12 protein-coding genes are annotated in these 15017 nt (G+C 73.6%); 8 read left to right on the top strand and 4 right to left on the bottom strand.

All coding sequences use genetic code 11. The features are described 5' to 3' along the window. Positions 1-257 precede the first annotated feature (257 nt). The 3 genes from HD597_RS65385 (at position 258) to HD597_RS53115 (ending at position 5617) form a co-directional block, all read left to right on the top strand. Positions 258-3698, top strand: a complete 3441-nt coding sequence (locus HD597_RS65385) for an AfsR/SARP family transcriptional regulator (RefSeq protein ID WP_308210885.1) — start codon at positions 258-260, stop codon at positions 3696-3698. A gap of 188 nt (positions 3699-3886) precedes the next feature. Continuing rightward, positions 3887-5023: an FAD-dependent monooxygenase gene (locus HD597_RS53120; RefSeq protein WP_253755456.1), complete on the top strand. Its 1137-nt coding sequence runs from the start codon at positions 3887-3889 to the stop codon at positions 5021-5023. Between the two features lie 33 nt (positions 5024-5056). Beyond that, entirely contained in the window at positions 5057-5617 is a 561-nt protein-coding gene (locus HD597_RS53115) for a hypothetical protein (RefSeq protein ID WP_253755454.1), read from the top strand. On the opposite strand, the gene HD597_RS53110 is transcribed toward HD597_RS53115, so the two are convergent. Continuing rightward, positions 5607-6425, bottom strand: coding sequence for an SAM-dependent methyltransferase (locus HD597_RS53110; protein WP_253755452.1), 819 nt, complete (start codon positions 6423-6425; stop codon positions 5607-5609). The genes HD597_RS53115 and HD597_RS53110 overlap by 11 nt on opposite strands. A 235-nt stretch (positions 6426-6660) precedes the next feature. On the opposite strand from HD597_RS53110, the gene HD597_RS53105 reads away from it, so the two are divergent. Next, positions 6661-6846, top strand: coding sequence for a hypothetical protein (locus HD597_RS53105; protein WP_253755450.1), 186 nt, complete (start codon positions 6661-6663; stop codon positions 6844-6846). Positions 6847-6935: 89 nt separating this feature from the next. Here the strand turns inward: HD597_RS53105 and HD597_RS53100 are convergent, their stop codons facing one another. After that, positions 6936-8039, bottom strand: a complete 1104-nt coding sequence (locus tag HD597_RS53100; protein WP_253755448.1) for a serine hydrolase domain-containing protein — start codon at positions 8037-8039, stop codon at positions 6936-6938. A gap of 102 nt (positions 8040-8141) precedes the next feature. On the opposite strand from HD597_RS53100, the gene HD597_RS53095 reads away from it, so the two are divergent. After that, on the top strand, positions 8142-8780 hold the full coding sequence (locus tag HD597_RS53095; protein WP_253755446.1) for a TetR/AcrR family transcriptional regulator: 639 nt from the start codon (positions 8142-8144) through the stop codon (positions 8778-8780). On the opposite strand, the gene HD597_RS53090 is transcribed toward HD597_RS53095, so the two are convergent. Continuing rightward, on the bottom strand, positions 8761-9558 hold the full coding sequence (locus tag HD597_RS53090; RefSeq protein WP_253755444.1) for an N-acetylmuramoyl-L-alanine amidase: 798 nt from the start codon (positions 9556-9558) through the stop codon (positions 8761-8763). The two genes, HD597_RS53095 and HD597_RS53090, sit on opposite strands and share 20 nt — an antisense overlap. 96 nt (positions 9559-9654) lie before the next feature. After that, positions 9655-11238: a carbamoyltransferase C-terminal domain-containing protein gene (locus tag HD597_RS53085; protein ID WP_253755442.1), complete on the bottom strand. Its 1584-nt coding sequence runs from the start codon at positions 11236-11238 to the stop codon at positions 9655-9657. Between the two features lie 380 nt (positions 11239-11618). Between HD597_RS53085 and HD597_RS53080 the strand changes: the two genes are divergently transcribed. The 3 genes from HD597_RS53080 to HD597_RS53070 all read left to right on the top strand — a co-directional run bounded on the left by HD597_RS53080 (position 11619) and on the right by HD597_RS53070 (position 15014). Then, entirely contained in the window at positions 11619-13100 is a 1482-nt protein-coding gene (locus HD597_RS53080) for an APC family permease (RefSeq protein ID WP_253755440.1), read from the top strand. A gap of 23 nt (positions 13101-13123) precedes the next feature. Next, positions 13124-13789 carry a GNAT family N-acetyltransferase gene (locus tag HD597_RS53075; protein WP_253755438.1) on the top strand — a complete coding sequence of 222 codons (666 nt, stop codon included), beginning with the start codon at positions 13124-13126 and terminating at the stop codon, positions 13787-13789. Between the two features lie 109 nt (positions 13790-13898). After that, on the top strand, positions 13899-15014 hold the full coding sequence (locus HD597_RS53070) for an alkaline phosphatase PhoX (protein ID WP_253755436.1): 1116 nt from the start codon (positions 13899-13901) through the stop codon (positions 15012-15014). Positions 15015-15017: the final 3 nt, after the last annotated feature.

Raw genomic sequence — 15017 nt, 5'->3', positions numbered from 1 at the left:
TTGCTCCTTTCGGCGGTTCCCTGAGCCGCCGGGCGCCGGTGGGCGCGCGGCGGCCCGCGCGTAACCCGGGATCGCCTGGGTTCGCGGTGGTGTCAGGGAAATGGGGGGTGATGGGGGGTGGCGGGAAAGCGAGCGGACCGTTTCGCCTTGTTGCCGCCCGACGCTAAGCCCTGCGTGACGGCGGGAAAATACGTATGTGCATCGGTAGGCATACCGATAATTCCGTTTCGCCAGGTGAGGTGGGGGACAATCGGGGCGTGCAGTTCGGCGTCCTGGGTCCGCTCGCGGTGTGGCGTGCCGATGGCGGCCCGGTCGCCGTCGGCGGGCCCCGGCCGCGCGCGCTGCTGGCGATGCTGCTGCTCGACGCGGGGCGGCTGGTCAGCGTCGAACGGCTCATCGACGGCCAGTACGGCGACCGGCCCCCGTCCGGCGCGGCCAACGCCGTGCAGGCACAGGTCTCCCGGCTCAGGCGGCAGTTGCCCGCCGAGCTGATCGAGTTCCACGGGACGGGTTACCGGCTGGCGGTCGAGCGCGACCACGTGGACGCGCACCGCTTCGAACGGCTGGCCCGGGAGGGGCGCGGCCTGCTCGCGGCGGGGTCGCACGCGCGGGCCGCCACGCTGCTGCGGGAAGGGCTGGAGCTGTGGCGCGGCCCGGCCTTCGCGGACGTGGCCGACGCGCCGTTCGCCGGGCCGCAGGCGGTGCGGCTGGAGGAGCTGCGGCTGGCCGCCGCCGAGGACCTGTACGAGGCCGAGCTGTCGCTGCCCGACGCCGGCCCCGCCGCCGGGCTGCGCGAGCTGGTGGCCGCCCATCCGCTCCGTGAACGGGCCCGCGGGCTGCTGATGCGGGCCCTGCACGCGGCGGGGCGGCAGGCCGAGGCGCTGGCCGCGTACGAGGAGGGGCGGCGGCTGCTCGCCGACGAGCTCGGCGCGGACCCGTCGCCCGAGCTGGCGGGCCTGCACCTGGAGATCCTGCGCGGCTCGCGGGGGCGTTCCGCGCGTACGGGGCCGCCCGCGCAGCTCACCAGCTTCGTGGGGCGCGAGGAGGAGCTGGCCCGGCTGACCGCCCTGCGCCCGGCCCGGCTGGTCACGATCGTCGGGCCGGGCGGCACGGGCAAGACCCGCCTGGCCATCGAGGCCGCCACCCGCCGCCCGCCCGGCCCGTCACCGGCCGCCGGCGCGGTCGCGTTCGCGGACCTGTCGCTCGTGGACGCGCCGACGGGCGGCCTGGCCGGCACACGAGCCTCGGGATCGTCGGGCGGCCTGGCAGGCGGGCCGATCGCTGGGACGGCGGGCGGCGTGGCAGGCGGGCCGATCGCTGGGACGGTGGACGGGGCGGGTGCCGGTGCGGGCGGTGGGCAGGTGGCGCAGGTCGTGCTCGGGGCGCTCGGGTTGCGGGAGCCGGCGCTCAGGCCGGCCGCCGCCGGTGGGCCGGATCCCGTCGAGCGGCTGGTCGCCGCGCTGGCCGGGCAGGAGTCGCTGCTCGTCCTGGACAACTGCGAGCACGTCGTCGCCGAGGCCGCCGCGCTCGCCCGCCGCCTGCTCGCCGCGTGCCCCGGCCTGACGATCTGGGCCACCAGCAGGGAGCCGCTGGGCCTCACCGGCGAGCACCTCGTCCCGCTCGCGCCCCTGCCCACCCCGCCGCCCGGCGCGCGGGACCCGCTCGGTTACCCGGCGGTGCGGCTGTTCGCCGACCGGGCGGCGGCCGTACGGCAGGGGTTCTCGCTCGGGCCCCGCAACCTGGACGCGGTGCTGCGGATCTGCGCGGCCCTCGACGGGCTGCCGCTGGCCATCGAGCTGGCGGCGGCGCGGGTGCGCACGTTCGGGGTGGCGGAGATCGCCGACCGGCTGGCCGAGCACGGCCGCTTCCGGCTGCTCTCGCGCGGCGACCGCACGGCCGCCGCCCGCCACCAGACCCTGCACGCGGTCGTGGAGTGGAGCTGGAGCCTGCTCGGGCCCGAGGAACAGGCGCTGGCCAGGCGCCTGTCGGTGTTCACCGGCGGTGCGACGCTGGAGGCGGTCGAACGTGTCTGCGGCCCGGCCGCCCCCCACACGGACCTGGCGGGGGCGCTGGCCGATCTGGTGGACAAGTCGCTGGTCGAGACCGACGGCGAGCGTTACCAGATGCTCGACACCATCCGCCTGTTCTGCCTGGAGCGGCTGGCGGAGGCGGGTGAGGAGGAGCGGCTGCGGCAGGGCCATGCCTCCTGGTTCCTGGAGTTCGCGGAGCGCGCGCACGAGCACCTCTACCGGGACGAGCAGCTCGAATGGCTGGCCTCGTTGTCGGCCGACAACGCCAACCTGCAGGCGGCCCTGCGCTGGAGCGTGGAGCACGACAGGCCGACCGCGTGGCGGCTGGTGGGCACGCTCGGCATGTACTGGTGGCTGACCGGGCGGCGCGGCCAGGCCATCCGGCCCGCCGAACGACTCCTCGGCACCACCGGCGCCGAGCCGCCCGCCGGCCTGGCGGAGGAGTACGTGCTGGCCGTGCTGCACGCCGTGCCCGACGCCGGTTCGCCGCACTGGGCGTGGGCGAAGGAGATCGTCGCGTCGCTCGACCGTCCGATGCGCTACCGGTTCGGCGTGGCGCTGTGGGGCATGATCGCGGGGCCGCCCGAAGGCGGGATGACGGCGGAGCGGGAGCGGCTGGTGCTCGGCCCCGACGCGTGGAGCCTGGCGCTCAACCAGCTCGGCACAGCGCTGATGACGCTGCACGACGGGCTGCTCGCCGAGGCCGAATCCCGGATGGAGCGGGTGCTGGCGGACTTCGAGGCGCTGGGCGAGCGCTGGGGCACGGGGCAGGCGCTCGACTGGCTGGCCCTCATCGCGAGCTGGCGCGGCGACTGGCGGCGGGCGATGGGGCTGTGGGAGCGGGCGCTCGCCCTGTTCACCGAGCTCGGCGCGCTCGACGAGCTGGCGGACGTCCTGAGCAGGCGGGCCAACGCGCACCGGCGGGCGGGCGACGACGAGGCCGCGCGTGCCGACAACGAGCGGGCGGGCGAGCTGGAGCGGCGGCTGGGGCGGCCCGAGCTGATGGCGTGGGTGCAGCTCCAGCTCGGGGACATCTCCCGGATCCAGGGCGATCTTCCCGAGGCGGCCAGGCGGCTCGACGCGGCACTGTCCGGTTCGGAGACCGGCGCGTTCACCGCCGGGGGGACGAGGTCACGCGTGTACACGGCGCTGGGCCGGCTGGCGGCCGCCCAGGGTGACGGGGAGCGGGCGGCCCGCATGCACGCCGAGGCCCTGGCGGCCGCGCTGGGCTCGCCGCTGGCCAACGACGTGGCCGAGGTCGCGGAAGGACTGGCCGGCCAGTCCCTCTTCGAGGCGACGCACGGGCCGGAGGACGAGGGCCGGACCGGGCGGCAGCGGCAGGCGGCGATCCGGCGACCGGCGGGCGCACGCACCCCGGCCGAGCGCACGACGGGCGAGCGCACGACGGGCGAGCGCACGACGGGCGAGCGCACGACGGGCGAGCCGGCACCGGCCGGGCAGGCCGCGGCCTGGCGGGCGGCGTTGCTGCTCGGGATCGGGGCGGCCGTGCGGGGCATGGCCGTGGCCGGGGATCACGACGTGGCCGCCACCGCCGCCGGAGCCACCCTCGTGCTCGGCCCCGAGGCGTTCGCGGCGGCGTACGCGAAGGGCGCGGCGATGAGCCGCGAGGAGGCACTGACGGCCCTGCGCGAGGCCGCCGCCCAGTAGCCGCCATGCGCAGCACGCCGTGCAGGCAGCGCAGCCGCCGGACGAAGCGAACCGTGCAGGCAGTACAGCCGCCGGACGAAGCGAACCGTGCAGGCAGCGCAGCCGCCGGGCGCGGCGCTGACACTCGCGCCTCGCACTGTCAGCCGGCAGTCGCCCGGCTGTCAGCGGCGGTGGCGAAGCTGCCGGGCATGCGAAACGTTCTCATCTCCGGCGCCGGCATCGGCGGCCCCGCCCTCGCCTACTGGCTCACCCGCCACGGCTACAAGGTCACGGTCGTCGAGAAGGCCCCGGCCCTGCGCCCCGGCGGCCAGGCGGTGGACTTCAAGGGCGAGACCCACCTCACGGTGCTGCGCCGCATGGGCATCCTGGACGACGTGCGCCGCCTGCAGACCGGCGGCACCGACCAGGAGGTCGTGGACACGAACGGCCGCAGGCTGGCGGTCCTGCCCGGCGAGTTCACCGGCGGCGCCCTGGAGATCAGGCGCGGCGACCTGGCCAGGATCCTGTACGACCGCACGGCCTCGCACTGCGAGTACGTCTTCGGCGACTCGATCACCTCGCTCACCGAGACCAAGGGCGGCGTCCAGGTGACGTTCGAGCGCACCGCGCCCCGCACGTACGACCTGGTGGTCGGCGCGGACGGGATCCACTCGAACGTGCGCCGCCTCGCCTTCGGCCCCGAGTCCGACTATGTCCGGCATCTCGGCTACTACTACGCCCTGGTGGACGTCGAGGGCGACTTCGGCAGGACGCCGCAGATGTACAACGAGCCGGGCAGGCTGGTGGCGGCGGGCGGGCCGAAGGCGCCGGTGTTCTTCGTCTTCGCCTCGCCCCCGCTGACCTACGACCGTTACGACAACGAGCAGCAGAAGGAGATCCTGGCGCGGGCGTACCGGGGCATGGGCTGGCAGACCCCGCGGATCATGGAGGAGGTGCGCCGGTCGGGGAGCGTCTACCTCGACTCGATCAGCCAGGTCAGGATCGACCGCTACGCCGAGGGCCGGGTGGCGCTGCTGGGCGACGCGGGCTACGGCAACACGCTGGGCGGGTTCGGCTCGGGCCTGGCGCTGGTGGGCGCGTACGTGCTGGCGGGTGAGCTGGCCGCGGCAAGCGGCGATCACCGTACGGCCTTCGCCGAGTACGAGCGGCAGTTCAGGCAGTACGCCAAGATCGCCAAGAACGGCAACGCCGGCCCCTTCCTCGCACCCGCCACCCCGTCCCGCCTCCGCATGCGCAACCGCATGTTCAACTCGAGCTTCCTGATGGGTCTGATGACGAAGATGGGCGACAAGTTCGCCACGGACATCGCGCTCAAGTCGTACTGAACTTTTCTCCTGCCGCCCGCATCCAACCCCGGCATGAGAACAATCACCGTGCTCGCGGCCCTGACCGCGGCGCCCGTCGCCGCGGCCCTCATCGCCGTTCCCGCCCACGCCTCGCCCGCCGCCTGCCCGGCGCCGACCAGGGCGGAGCTGAAGGGAACGGACGCCGACGAGCCGGCCAAGGGCGCGAAGGCGCTCAGGGGGGTGCGTGTCCGTCACCTGCCCAGGGGCTTCACCCACGGCACGCTGACGGCCTCCAGGCGAGGCGGCGTCACCGAGTACGGCTACGTCTGGTCCGACAACCGCGACACCGTCGACCTCGCGCACCGGTCCCTGTGGGTGCGGGTGGTGTGCTGGCCGAAGGCGAGCCGGCTCGCGCAGCTCAAGAAGCTGCCCGTGGGGCTGGGCGCGTTCACGGGCGACCCGGAGACCGTGAGGCTGGGCGGCCGCCAGGTGCTCAGGCAGGAGGGCGACGGCGCGCTGGGCCACGGCCGTTACGTCGGCTGGGTGGAGCGGAAGGGTGTGGTCGTCACCGTGATGGCCAGCGGGCCGCTGGTGCCCGAGCTCGCCGACATCGTCAGGGGCGTCAAGCTGTGAGCCTGCCGGCCGCGCCGTCCACGCGCAGCCGCGGCATGCCGTCCAGCAGGGGGAGGTGAGCCTCCTCCGGGCCCAGGTGCCAGTCCTGGACCGGCACGAGGCCGGGGCCGATCAGCTCGAACCCGTCGAACAGCCCCAGCACCTGCTCGCGTGTGCGGAACGTGGCCTGCGCCGGAGAGCCGGCCGTGGCCATCCTTAGCTGGGCGAGAGCTTCGGGGTCGCTCTCGGCCATGGCGTGGGAGATGACCAGGTGGCTGCCGGCCGTCATGCGCTTCCTGAAGGCGGCCACGATGCCGGCGGGGTCCTCCTCGTCCATCACGAAGTGCAGGACGCCGACCATCAGCACGCACACCGGCTGGTCGAAGTCGATCAGCCCGGTGATGTGCGGGTCGGCCAGGATGTCGGCGGGGCGGCGCAGGTCGGCCCGGATGCCGGCGACGCCGGGGGCGTCGGCCAGCAGCACCTGGGCGTGCAGCCGCACCACGGGGTCGTTGTCCACGTAGACCACCCGGCAGGCGGGATGCGCCTCGCGCGCGGTCTCGTGGATGCTGGGCGTGGTGGGGATGCCGGTGCCCAGGTCGATGAACTGCCTGACGCCCTGCCCGGCCAGGTGGCGGACGACCTCGACCTGAAAGTGCCGGTTGGCCCGCGCCACCAGGCGGGTGTCGGGGGCGACGGCGAGCAGCCTGTCGGCGACCGCCCGGTCCACGGCCAGGTTGTCCTTGCCGCCGAGCAGGTAGTCGTACACGCGGGCCGAGCTCGGGACCGTCGGGTCCACGCCGGGCGGAACACGTTCTAGCTCGGTCACGAGGCCGTCTCCTTCGCATGCCGCGGGGGCGAGCGTGCACCTGGTGCGTCATATTACTGGGCGGTCACACCGGCGCGCGTGCGGCCTTCACCGGCCGGCGGGCCGGCGACTCCTTCCCATGGCGTACGGAAATACCGCCGCATGACCGATGCGATCGAGACGAAGGCGTGTGCATCCTGGTGGGGACGGGTCCGGCGCGTGGCTCGTCCCCAACCTGGAGAGGAGTCACGAGGGCATGGACAACGCGGCAGGCCGCCCTACCGTGATCTTGGACAACGGCGTCGTGGGCCGGGTCATCCTGGCCCATCCGTCCCGGCGCGACCTGGTGCTCGTGCTCGGCATGGACGGCACCCTGCTGAGCTGCGAGCTCGACTACATCGCCTGCGTGGTCGGCGGCGAGCCACTCTGCCGCGACGGCTGACCGGATGCCCGGGCGAGCGGGCCTGCCCACCGCGGCGACCGCCCTGCGCGGGCACCGCGACGGCCGGCCCTCGCATGCCCTGTCCACGCTCAGTGGGAGGCGGTGACGATCCCGCTGATCAGCTCGGCCGCCGCGAAGTCGTTGGTGAGCCGGTTCTTGGTCAGCGCGAACGTGGTGCCGGTCGCCGTGTCGGCCCAGGCCGTGCTGCCGCCCGCGCCTCCCACGCCGAACACGGTCGGGGTCTGCTCCGGCGTCGAGCCGGGCCGGCCGATGTTGAAGCCGAGCCCCCACGCCGACGGCATGCCGAAGACCTCGTCGGCGCCGCTCGCCGCCACGGCCGTCACCTCGCGCAGCCGTTCCCGGGTGATCAGCCGCACCCCGTCGACCTCGCCGAGCAGCGCCGCGTACAGCCGCGCGACGGCCCTGGCCGAGGTCTTGCCGCCGGCGGGGATGTCGGCCGACAGGTAGTCGGGCCGGCTGCCCAGCTCGGCGTTCGGCATCAGCGTCATCGGCCCGGCCTTGAGCATCGGCAGGTCCGCCGGCATCTCGCCCCACGCGGACATGTCCACGGGCGCGTCCTCCAGCCGGGCCAGCCGCGCGTGCTCCTGCTGCGGCATCCCGAAGTACAGCTCGCCGGCCACCCCGAGCGGCCCCGCCACGTCCTCCCGCAGCACCTGCGAGATGGGCTTGCCGGTCACCCGCCGGACGATCTCGCCGACGAGGAACCCGAACGTGTAGGCGTGGTAGCCCATCTTGGTGCCCGGCTCCCACCACAGCTCCGCGTCCTCCAGGGCGGCCACCATCTTGCCCCAGTCGCAGACGTCCTCGGGCGTGGTGTCGAGCGGCACGCCGGGCACGCCCGCGGTGTGGGAGAGCACGTGCCGCACGGTGACGCGCTCCTTGCCGTGGCGGGCGAACTCGGGCCACAGCTCGGCGACCGGCGTGTCGTAGCCGAAGAGCCCGCGCTCGGCCAGCACGTGGGCCACGGCCGAGGTGGCGCCCTTGCCGATGGAGAAGTTGTAGAAGGGCGTGTCGGCCGTGACGGGCCGGCCGGTCTCCGGGTCGGCGACGCCCGCCACCACGTCCACGATCTGCTCGCCGTCCCGGTAGACGGCCACCTGGAGCCCGCGTTCCTCGCCCGACTCGACGAGCCTGTCGGCGGCTTCCTGCACCTGCTTCTGAAGATCACTCATGGCGTGTCCGTCCTTGTCCGTCGCTGGAACTAGACGGTACAGTACTCACATCAGTACGGAACTGTCTAGTACTGTTCTGAGCACGCGAACGAGAGGGCGGTCATGGCAGCGGAAGAGGACGGCCGGACGGCACGCAAGCGCAGGCAGATCCTGGAGGCGGCGCTCCCCGTGTTCCTGCGCAACGGCTACGTGGGCACCAGCATGGACGAGGTGGCCTCACTGGCCGCCGTGTCGAAGCAGACCGTCTACAAGCACTTCACCGACAAGGAGCAGCTCTTCACCAACATCATCATGGACACCACCGGCCAGGTGGAGGGGCTGGCGAAGATGATCACCGCGGCCCTGGAGGACAGCGACGACCTGGAGAAGGACCTCGGCGAGCTGGCCCGGCGGTTCCTCGCCCGCATCATGAGCCCCGACGTGCTGCGGCTGCGCCGGCTCGTGATCGCCGAGGCCGACCGCTTCCCCGACCTCGGCCGCACCTGGTACGCCCAGGGCTTCGAGCGCTCGCTCAAGACCATGGCCACCGCGTTCGAGCGGCTCACCGAGCGCGGCCTGCTGCGTGCGGACGACCCGGCCCTGGCCGCCGAGCACTTCGTCGGCCTGCTGCTGTGGATCCCGGTGAACAAGGTGATGTTCGCGGGCGGCGGCGACCACTACACGGACGCCGAGCTCGAACGCCTGGCGGAGGCAGGGGTGGCGGCGTTCCTGCGGGCCTACGCTAGCCCAGGAACCGCCTGATCCCGTCGGCGAGCGCGGCGGCCATCCGCTTGCGGAAGGCGGCGTCGGACATCTTGGCGGCGTCGCCCTCGTTGCGCATGTTGCCGCACTCGATGAACACCGCCGGCCGCTTCGACAGGTTGAGCCCGCCCAGATCGGTGCGGGTCTGCAAGCCGTTCTTCGCGGTGTAGTTGGCGTACGGCATCCCGGTGCCCTCGCGGTAGGCGTCGCGGACGGCCCGGCCGAGCCTGGCCGACGGCTTGACCACGTCGTCGTTGTGCCCCGGCAGCAGCCCCGGCATGATCACGTGGAACCCGTGCCCGCTCGGCGCGGCCCCGTCGCCGTGGATGGACAGCACCGCGTCCGCCCTGGCCTCGTTGCCGATGGCGGCCCGCTCGGTGACGCACGGGCCCACGCCCTTGTCGTTCGGCCGGGTGAGCACCACCTTGGCGCCCATGCCCTCCAGGATCGGCTTCATCTGGCCGGCGACGTCCCAGGTGAAGGCGTGCTCGGGGAAGCCGTCGTCGGTCTCGGTGCCGGTGGTGTTGCACGCCTTGCGGCCGGTGATGATGTCGACCTGGCGGTTGATCTCCTCGGGGTGCGCGGCGTTGCCGCCGTTGTGCCCCGGGTCGAGCACGACAGTCTTGCCCGCCAGCGGGCGCGCGCCCGCGGTCGGGCTCGCCGGCGGGGAGGCGGGCAGCGCCGCCTCCTGGGCTGCGGGCACGGCGCCGCCGCCGCACCCGGCGGACAGCGCGGCGAGCATGGCCAGTGCCACGGGTCCGGCTCGGTAGGCGCGCATGCCACCGACCGTACCGGGCACCGGCCCGGAAACCCAAGACCCGCGCTGACCTGCTCTTTCGTGTCGCGAACAGGGTTGCCCCGGCTCGGCCGAAGGTCAGGCGAGCTCTCCCGGCAGGGGCGGCTCCACCCGCTTGCGGATCAGGTACGGCGGCATCGCCAGCACGTGCATGCCGGTCCCGAGCAGGGTGTCGATGGAGTGCTCCGGCGTCTCCGTCAGCGGCTCGCCCGGGCCGTTCAACGAGGCGTTGATCAGGACGGGCGTGCCCGTGCGCTCGTGCCACCGGGTGAGCACGGCGTGCAGGAACGGGGCGCTCTCCCGGGTGACCGTCTGCGGGCCGGCCGTGCCGTCCACGTGCGTGATCCCGGGCAGCGCCTCGCGGTGCTCGCGGCGGACGGCGGCGGCGTACTGCATGAACGGGGCCGGCCGGTCCAGCTCGAAGATCTCGCCGGCGTGCTCGGCCGGCACCACGGGCGCCAGCGGGCGGAACCACTCGCGGCCCTTCACCTCGAAGTTGACGTAGTCCTGCATGTCGGGGCTGCGCGGGTCGCCGAGGATGCTGCGGTTGCCCAGCGCGCGCGGGCCGGACTCGCTGCGGCCCTGGTGCAGCCCGACCACGCGGCCGCTCTCCAGCAGCGTGACCATCGCGCCGACGAGGTCCGGGGGCTGCTCGGCGTACAGGCCGGCGGGCAGGGCGCGCACGGCCGCCTCGATCTCGCTCGCGTCGAGGTCGGGGCCGAGGAAGTCGTCCGTCCAGCGGAAGCGGCTGTCCGCTCCGAGGCAGGCGATGAGGCCGTACAGGGCGCAGCCCACGGCCGTGCCGCCGGCGTGCGGGCTGGGCGGGATGAACACCTCGCGGAACGGCGACTCGCGGATGAGCCGGCCGTTGGCGGAGCGGTTGAGCGCGGCGCCGCCGGCGAAGGCCAGCGCGTCCAGGCCGGTCTCGGCGTGCAGCCAGGCGGCCACGCGGCCCAGCGCCCGCTCGAAGGCGCGCTGGCCGGCGGCGGCCAGGTTCGCGGCGCGGCGGAACTCCTCGCCGCCCGGCTCGTAGACGAAGGCGTCGGGGCGGCCGAACGCCTCCAGCCAGGCGGGCGGGATGTGCACCTCGTGGCCGCGCACGTCGAGGTCGGGCAGGCCGAGCGCGTCCGGGTCGCCGTACGGGGCCAGGCCCACGACCTTGTCCTCGTTGCCCTCGCCCTCGGGCCACATCGCCTTGGTCAGCAGCGCGTAGAAGCACCCCAGCCCGGCGGGCCTGGCCCAGTCGCCGTCCCAGAGCTGCTTGGCCAGGCACTCCAGGCGCCCGCGCCCGCACCGGTAGAACGAGGCCACCTCCAGCAGGTCGCCGCCGGTGCCGGGCGGCAGCGGGACCTCCTCGGTGAAGTCCCGGACGTGGCTGCCCCGCGCGTCGATCACCAGCCCGGCCGCCTCCTCGAACGGCGAGGGGTAGAACGCGCCGTAGAGGTGGGACAGGTGGTGCGAGACCAGCACGATCTGCGCCCCGTCCTTGAGCCCGAGCGTCTCGCGCACCTCCTCCTGGTACGCGGGCGCGTGCTCGATCTCGGTGTCCGACGAGTAGCCCTCCACGACGAGGTCCACCGGCTCCTTCAGCAGCGCCAAGGCCGGCAGGTAGCGGTCGGGCAGGTCGCCGAGGCGGCCCCAGTGGTGCTTGCGGCGGCTCACGCGCTCCTTTTGCAGGCTGTACATGCCTGACTCGCCCACCGCCACGGCGATGGAGCCATCCTGGGTGCGATTTATACCGACAACGATGGGAAAGTCCGCCATCTACAGTGCCTCCTGATCGGAATCACGGGCACCGATACCCCAGCGAGGAACAAGTGGATCTCCCAACCGCGTAAGGGACACGTCAGCAGAGCTCGTCCTCGGCCCGCTGGTCAGCGGGGTGGGGAGCCGGGGACGCGCCAGGCAGTCGCCGTGAATCGGATGTCCGAAAACCGGCGCGTGGCCGAAGGGGTGCTGGCCGAGATCGACGATTCGCCGCACCATACGGACGTGCGTACGTGCTCGCGCACCTGGCCCTCCGCACCCCCCTGGAAGGAAGCATGTCGCGTACCACCTCGATCGACGCCGGGCGCGCCCCGGCCGGAACACTCGCCGCCGACCGGCTCGGCGCTCCCACCGTCGTCTACTTCGTCCTGTCGGCCGCCGCGCCGCTCACCGTCGTCGCCGGCGTGATCACCACCGGCTACGCCGTCACCGGGATCACCGGGCTGCCGATCGCCTTCCTGGTCGTGGGCGCCGTGCTGGCGGTCTTCGCGGTCGGGTACGTGGCGATGGCCCGGCACCTGGCCAACGCCGGCGCGTTCTACACCTACATCACCCGCGGGCTCGGCCGCCCGGCGGGCATCGCGGCGGCCTGGGTGGCGCTCATCGCGTACAACACGCTGCAGGTGGCGCTCTACGGCGCCTTCGGGGTGGCGAGCGCGCCCCTGCTCGAAGCGTGGCTGGGCCTCACGCCCGCCTGGTGGGTCGTCTCGCTGGCTGCCTGGGCGCTGGTGGCGGCGCTCGGCGTGCTGCGCGTGGACGTCAACGGCCGCCTGCTGGCCGTGCTGCTGACCGCCGAGGTGGCGGTGATCCTGCTGTTCGACCTGGCCGACCTGCTGAATCCGGCCGCCGCCGGCTACTCCGCCGAGACGCTGTCGCCCGCCGCGCTGTTCGTGCCGGGCGTGGGGGCGCTGCTGGTGCTGGCGACGCTCGGGTTCGTCGGGTTCGAGTCGTCCGTGGTGTTCTCCGAGGAGAGCCGGGAGCCGCGGCGTACGGTGCCGATCGCCACGTACGCGTCCGTGACGATCATCGCCCTGGTGTACGCGCTGTCGTCGTGGGCCATGACGGTCGCCGTCGGGCCAGGCGACATCGTCGCCACCGCGCGCCGGGACCAGGCCGACACGATCTTCGTGCTGGCCGAGGCGCATCTGGGCCCCGTCGTGGTGTCCATCGCCCGGGTGCTCTTCGCCACCAGCGTCCTGGCCGCGATGATCTCCTTCCACAACACCACCGCCCGCTACTTCTTCGCGCTCGGCCGCGAGCGGGTGCTGCCCGCCGTCTTCGGCCGGACGCGGGCCCGCACCGGGGCGCCCCAGGCGGGCTCGATCGCGCAGAGCGTGCTCGGCCTGGCCACGATCCTGCTGTACGCGGTCCTCGGCCTCGACCCGCTCGTGCAGCTCTTCTTCTACGGCGGCGCGTTCGGCGGGCTCGGCGTGCTGCTGCTCATCTTCGTGACGTCCATCGCGGTCATCGTCTTCTTCGCCCGGCGGCCGAGCGGCGAGACGCTCGGCCGGCGGGTGATCGCGCCGGTGCCCGCCGCGATCGCGCTGGCCGTGATGGTGTGGTTCGCGCTGGACAACTTCTGGGCGCTGCTGGGCGTGCCGGAGGGCGACGCCCTGGCCTGGGTGCTGCCGGCCGTCTACGGGGCCGCCGCGGTGCTCGGGGTGCTCTGGGCGTTCGTGCTGCGGGCCGGGCGACCCGACGTCTACGCTGCGGTGGGGACGGGCTCCAAGGCGTCCGCCGTCCCCGACGGCGCATGATCGACGAGAGGAGACCTGGGCCGATGGAAGAGACGTTCCGAACCGGGCGGGCAGAGGCGTTCGGGCCCTGGCCGGTGACCCACCGCGAGAGCGGGGCGGCGTTCGCGTTACGGCCCGCCGTCCGCCTGGCCACGGCCGACGACGCGCAGCAGGTCGCCGAGCTGATCGCGACCGCGTTCGCCGGGCTGCGGCCCATGGCGTACCTGGTGCCCGACCGCAGGGAGCGGCACCGCGTCATCGCCGCCAACTTCCGGATCTTCGTCGAGCACGCCGTCGAGCACGGCGAGATCCACCTCATCGACGACGGCCCCGCGGTGGCGGTGTGGTTCCCCTACACCTCGCCGCTGCCCGCCCCGCACGACTACGACCGCAGGCTGAGCGAGGCCACGGGAGCGTGGGCGGAGCGGTTCCGCACGCTGGACGAGCTGTTCGAGCAGAACCATCCGGCGGCGCCGCACCACCACCTGGCGTTCCTGGCGGTCCACCCCGAACGGCAGAACGAAGGGCTCGGCACGGCCCTGCTGCACTACCAGCACGCCCGGCTGGCCGGGCTGCCCGCGTACCTGGAGGCCAGCGATCCGCGCAACCGCGACCTCTACGCGCGGCACGGCTACCAGGCGCGGGCACCGTTCGCGCTGCCGGACGGCGCGCTGTTCTGGCCGATGTGGAGGCCGGGCGCCGATTTGTGAGGCGTCACAGATTTGACCGCCGACATTTACTCCCCTGTCCAGTTCACAGAATGACGAGCATGGCTCATCGTGTGTCTGCGAATCCAACCGCGACCACGGGAGAGCCCTCATGCGCCGCCGTACCTTCCTGACAGCCGTGCCCGTGTCGGTGGCGTTCTCGGGCGCGGTGTGGCACGAGGCCGTGGCGTCGGTGTCGGCCGGGACGAGCCCGTACGGGCCGCTCGGCGCGCCCGACGCCAACGGCATGGCGTTACCCGCGGGCTTCACCGGCCGCGTCGTGGCCAGGACTGGCCGCGGCGTCGGCGGCACGCTCTGGCACCCGGCGCCCGACGGCGGCGCCTGCTTCGCCGACGGCGCCGGCTGGATCTACGTGTCCAACTCCGAGGTGCCGCTGATCGGCGGCGCCTCGGCGATCAGGTTCAGGGCGGACGGGTCGATCGAGCGCGCGTACCGGATCCTGAGCGGCACGAACCTCAACTGCGCGGGCGGCGCCACCCCCTGGAACACCTGGCTGTCGTGCGAGGAGATCTTCCGCGGCCGGGTCTACGAGACCGACCCGTACGGCGTGCGCGCGGCCCAGCCCCGCCCCGCCATGGGCCGCTTCAAGCACGAGGCGGCCGCCTGCGACCCCGACCGCCGGGTGATCTACCTGACCGAGGACGAGAGCGACGGCTGCTTCTACCGCTTCACCCCCACGACCTGGGGTGACCTGTCCAGCGGGCGGCTGGAGGTGCTGTGCGGCGACGGCACGGTGTGGCGCGAGGTGCCCGACCCCTCGCCCGCCGTGCTGGAGCGCCAGACCAGGCACCAGGTGCCGGAGGCCAGGCACTTCAACGGCGGCGAGGGCTGCCACTACGCCGCCGGCGTCTGCTACTTCACCGCCAAGGGCGACCGCAGGGTGTGGGCGTACGACACCGCCCGCCAGACCGTCACCGCCGTCTACGACGGCACCGGCACGCTCGACGGCGTGGACAACATCACCGGGCTGCGAGGCGATCTCTACGTGGCCGAGGACGGCGGCAACATGGAGATCAACATCATCACGCCCGACGGCGTCGTGGCCCCGATCATGCGCCTCGACGGGCAGGCGCGGTCGGAGATCACCGGGCCCGCGTTCTCGCCCGACGGGACCCGCCTCTACTTCTCCTCTCAGCGCGGCACCAGCGGCGAGACCGCGGGCACCGGAGGCATCACCTACGAGGTGACCGGCCCCTTCCGCCGCTGACCG

It is taken from the genome of Nonomuraea thailandensis, assembly GCF_024172165.1.
Taxonomy (GTDB): Bacteria; Actinomycetota; Actinomycetes; order Streptosporangiales; family Streptosporangiaceae; genus Nonomuraea; species Nonomuraea thailandensis.
The sequence above is the reverse complement of the archived record's forward strand: the minus strand, read 5'-3'. Positions and strand labels throughout refer to the sequence as shown.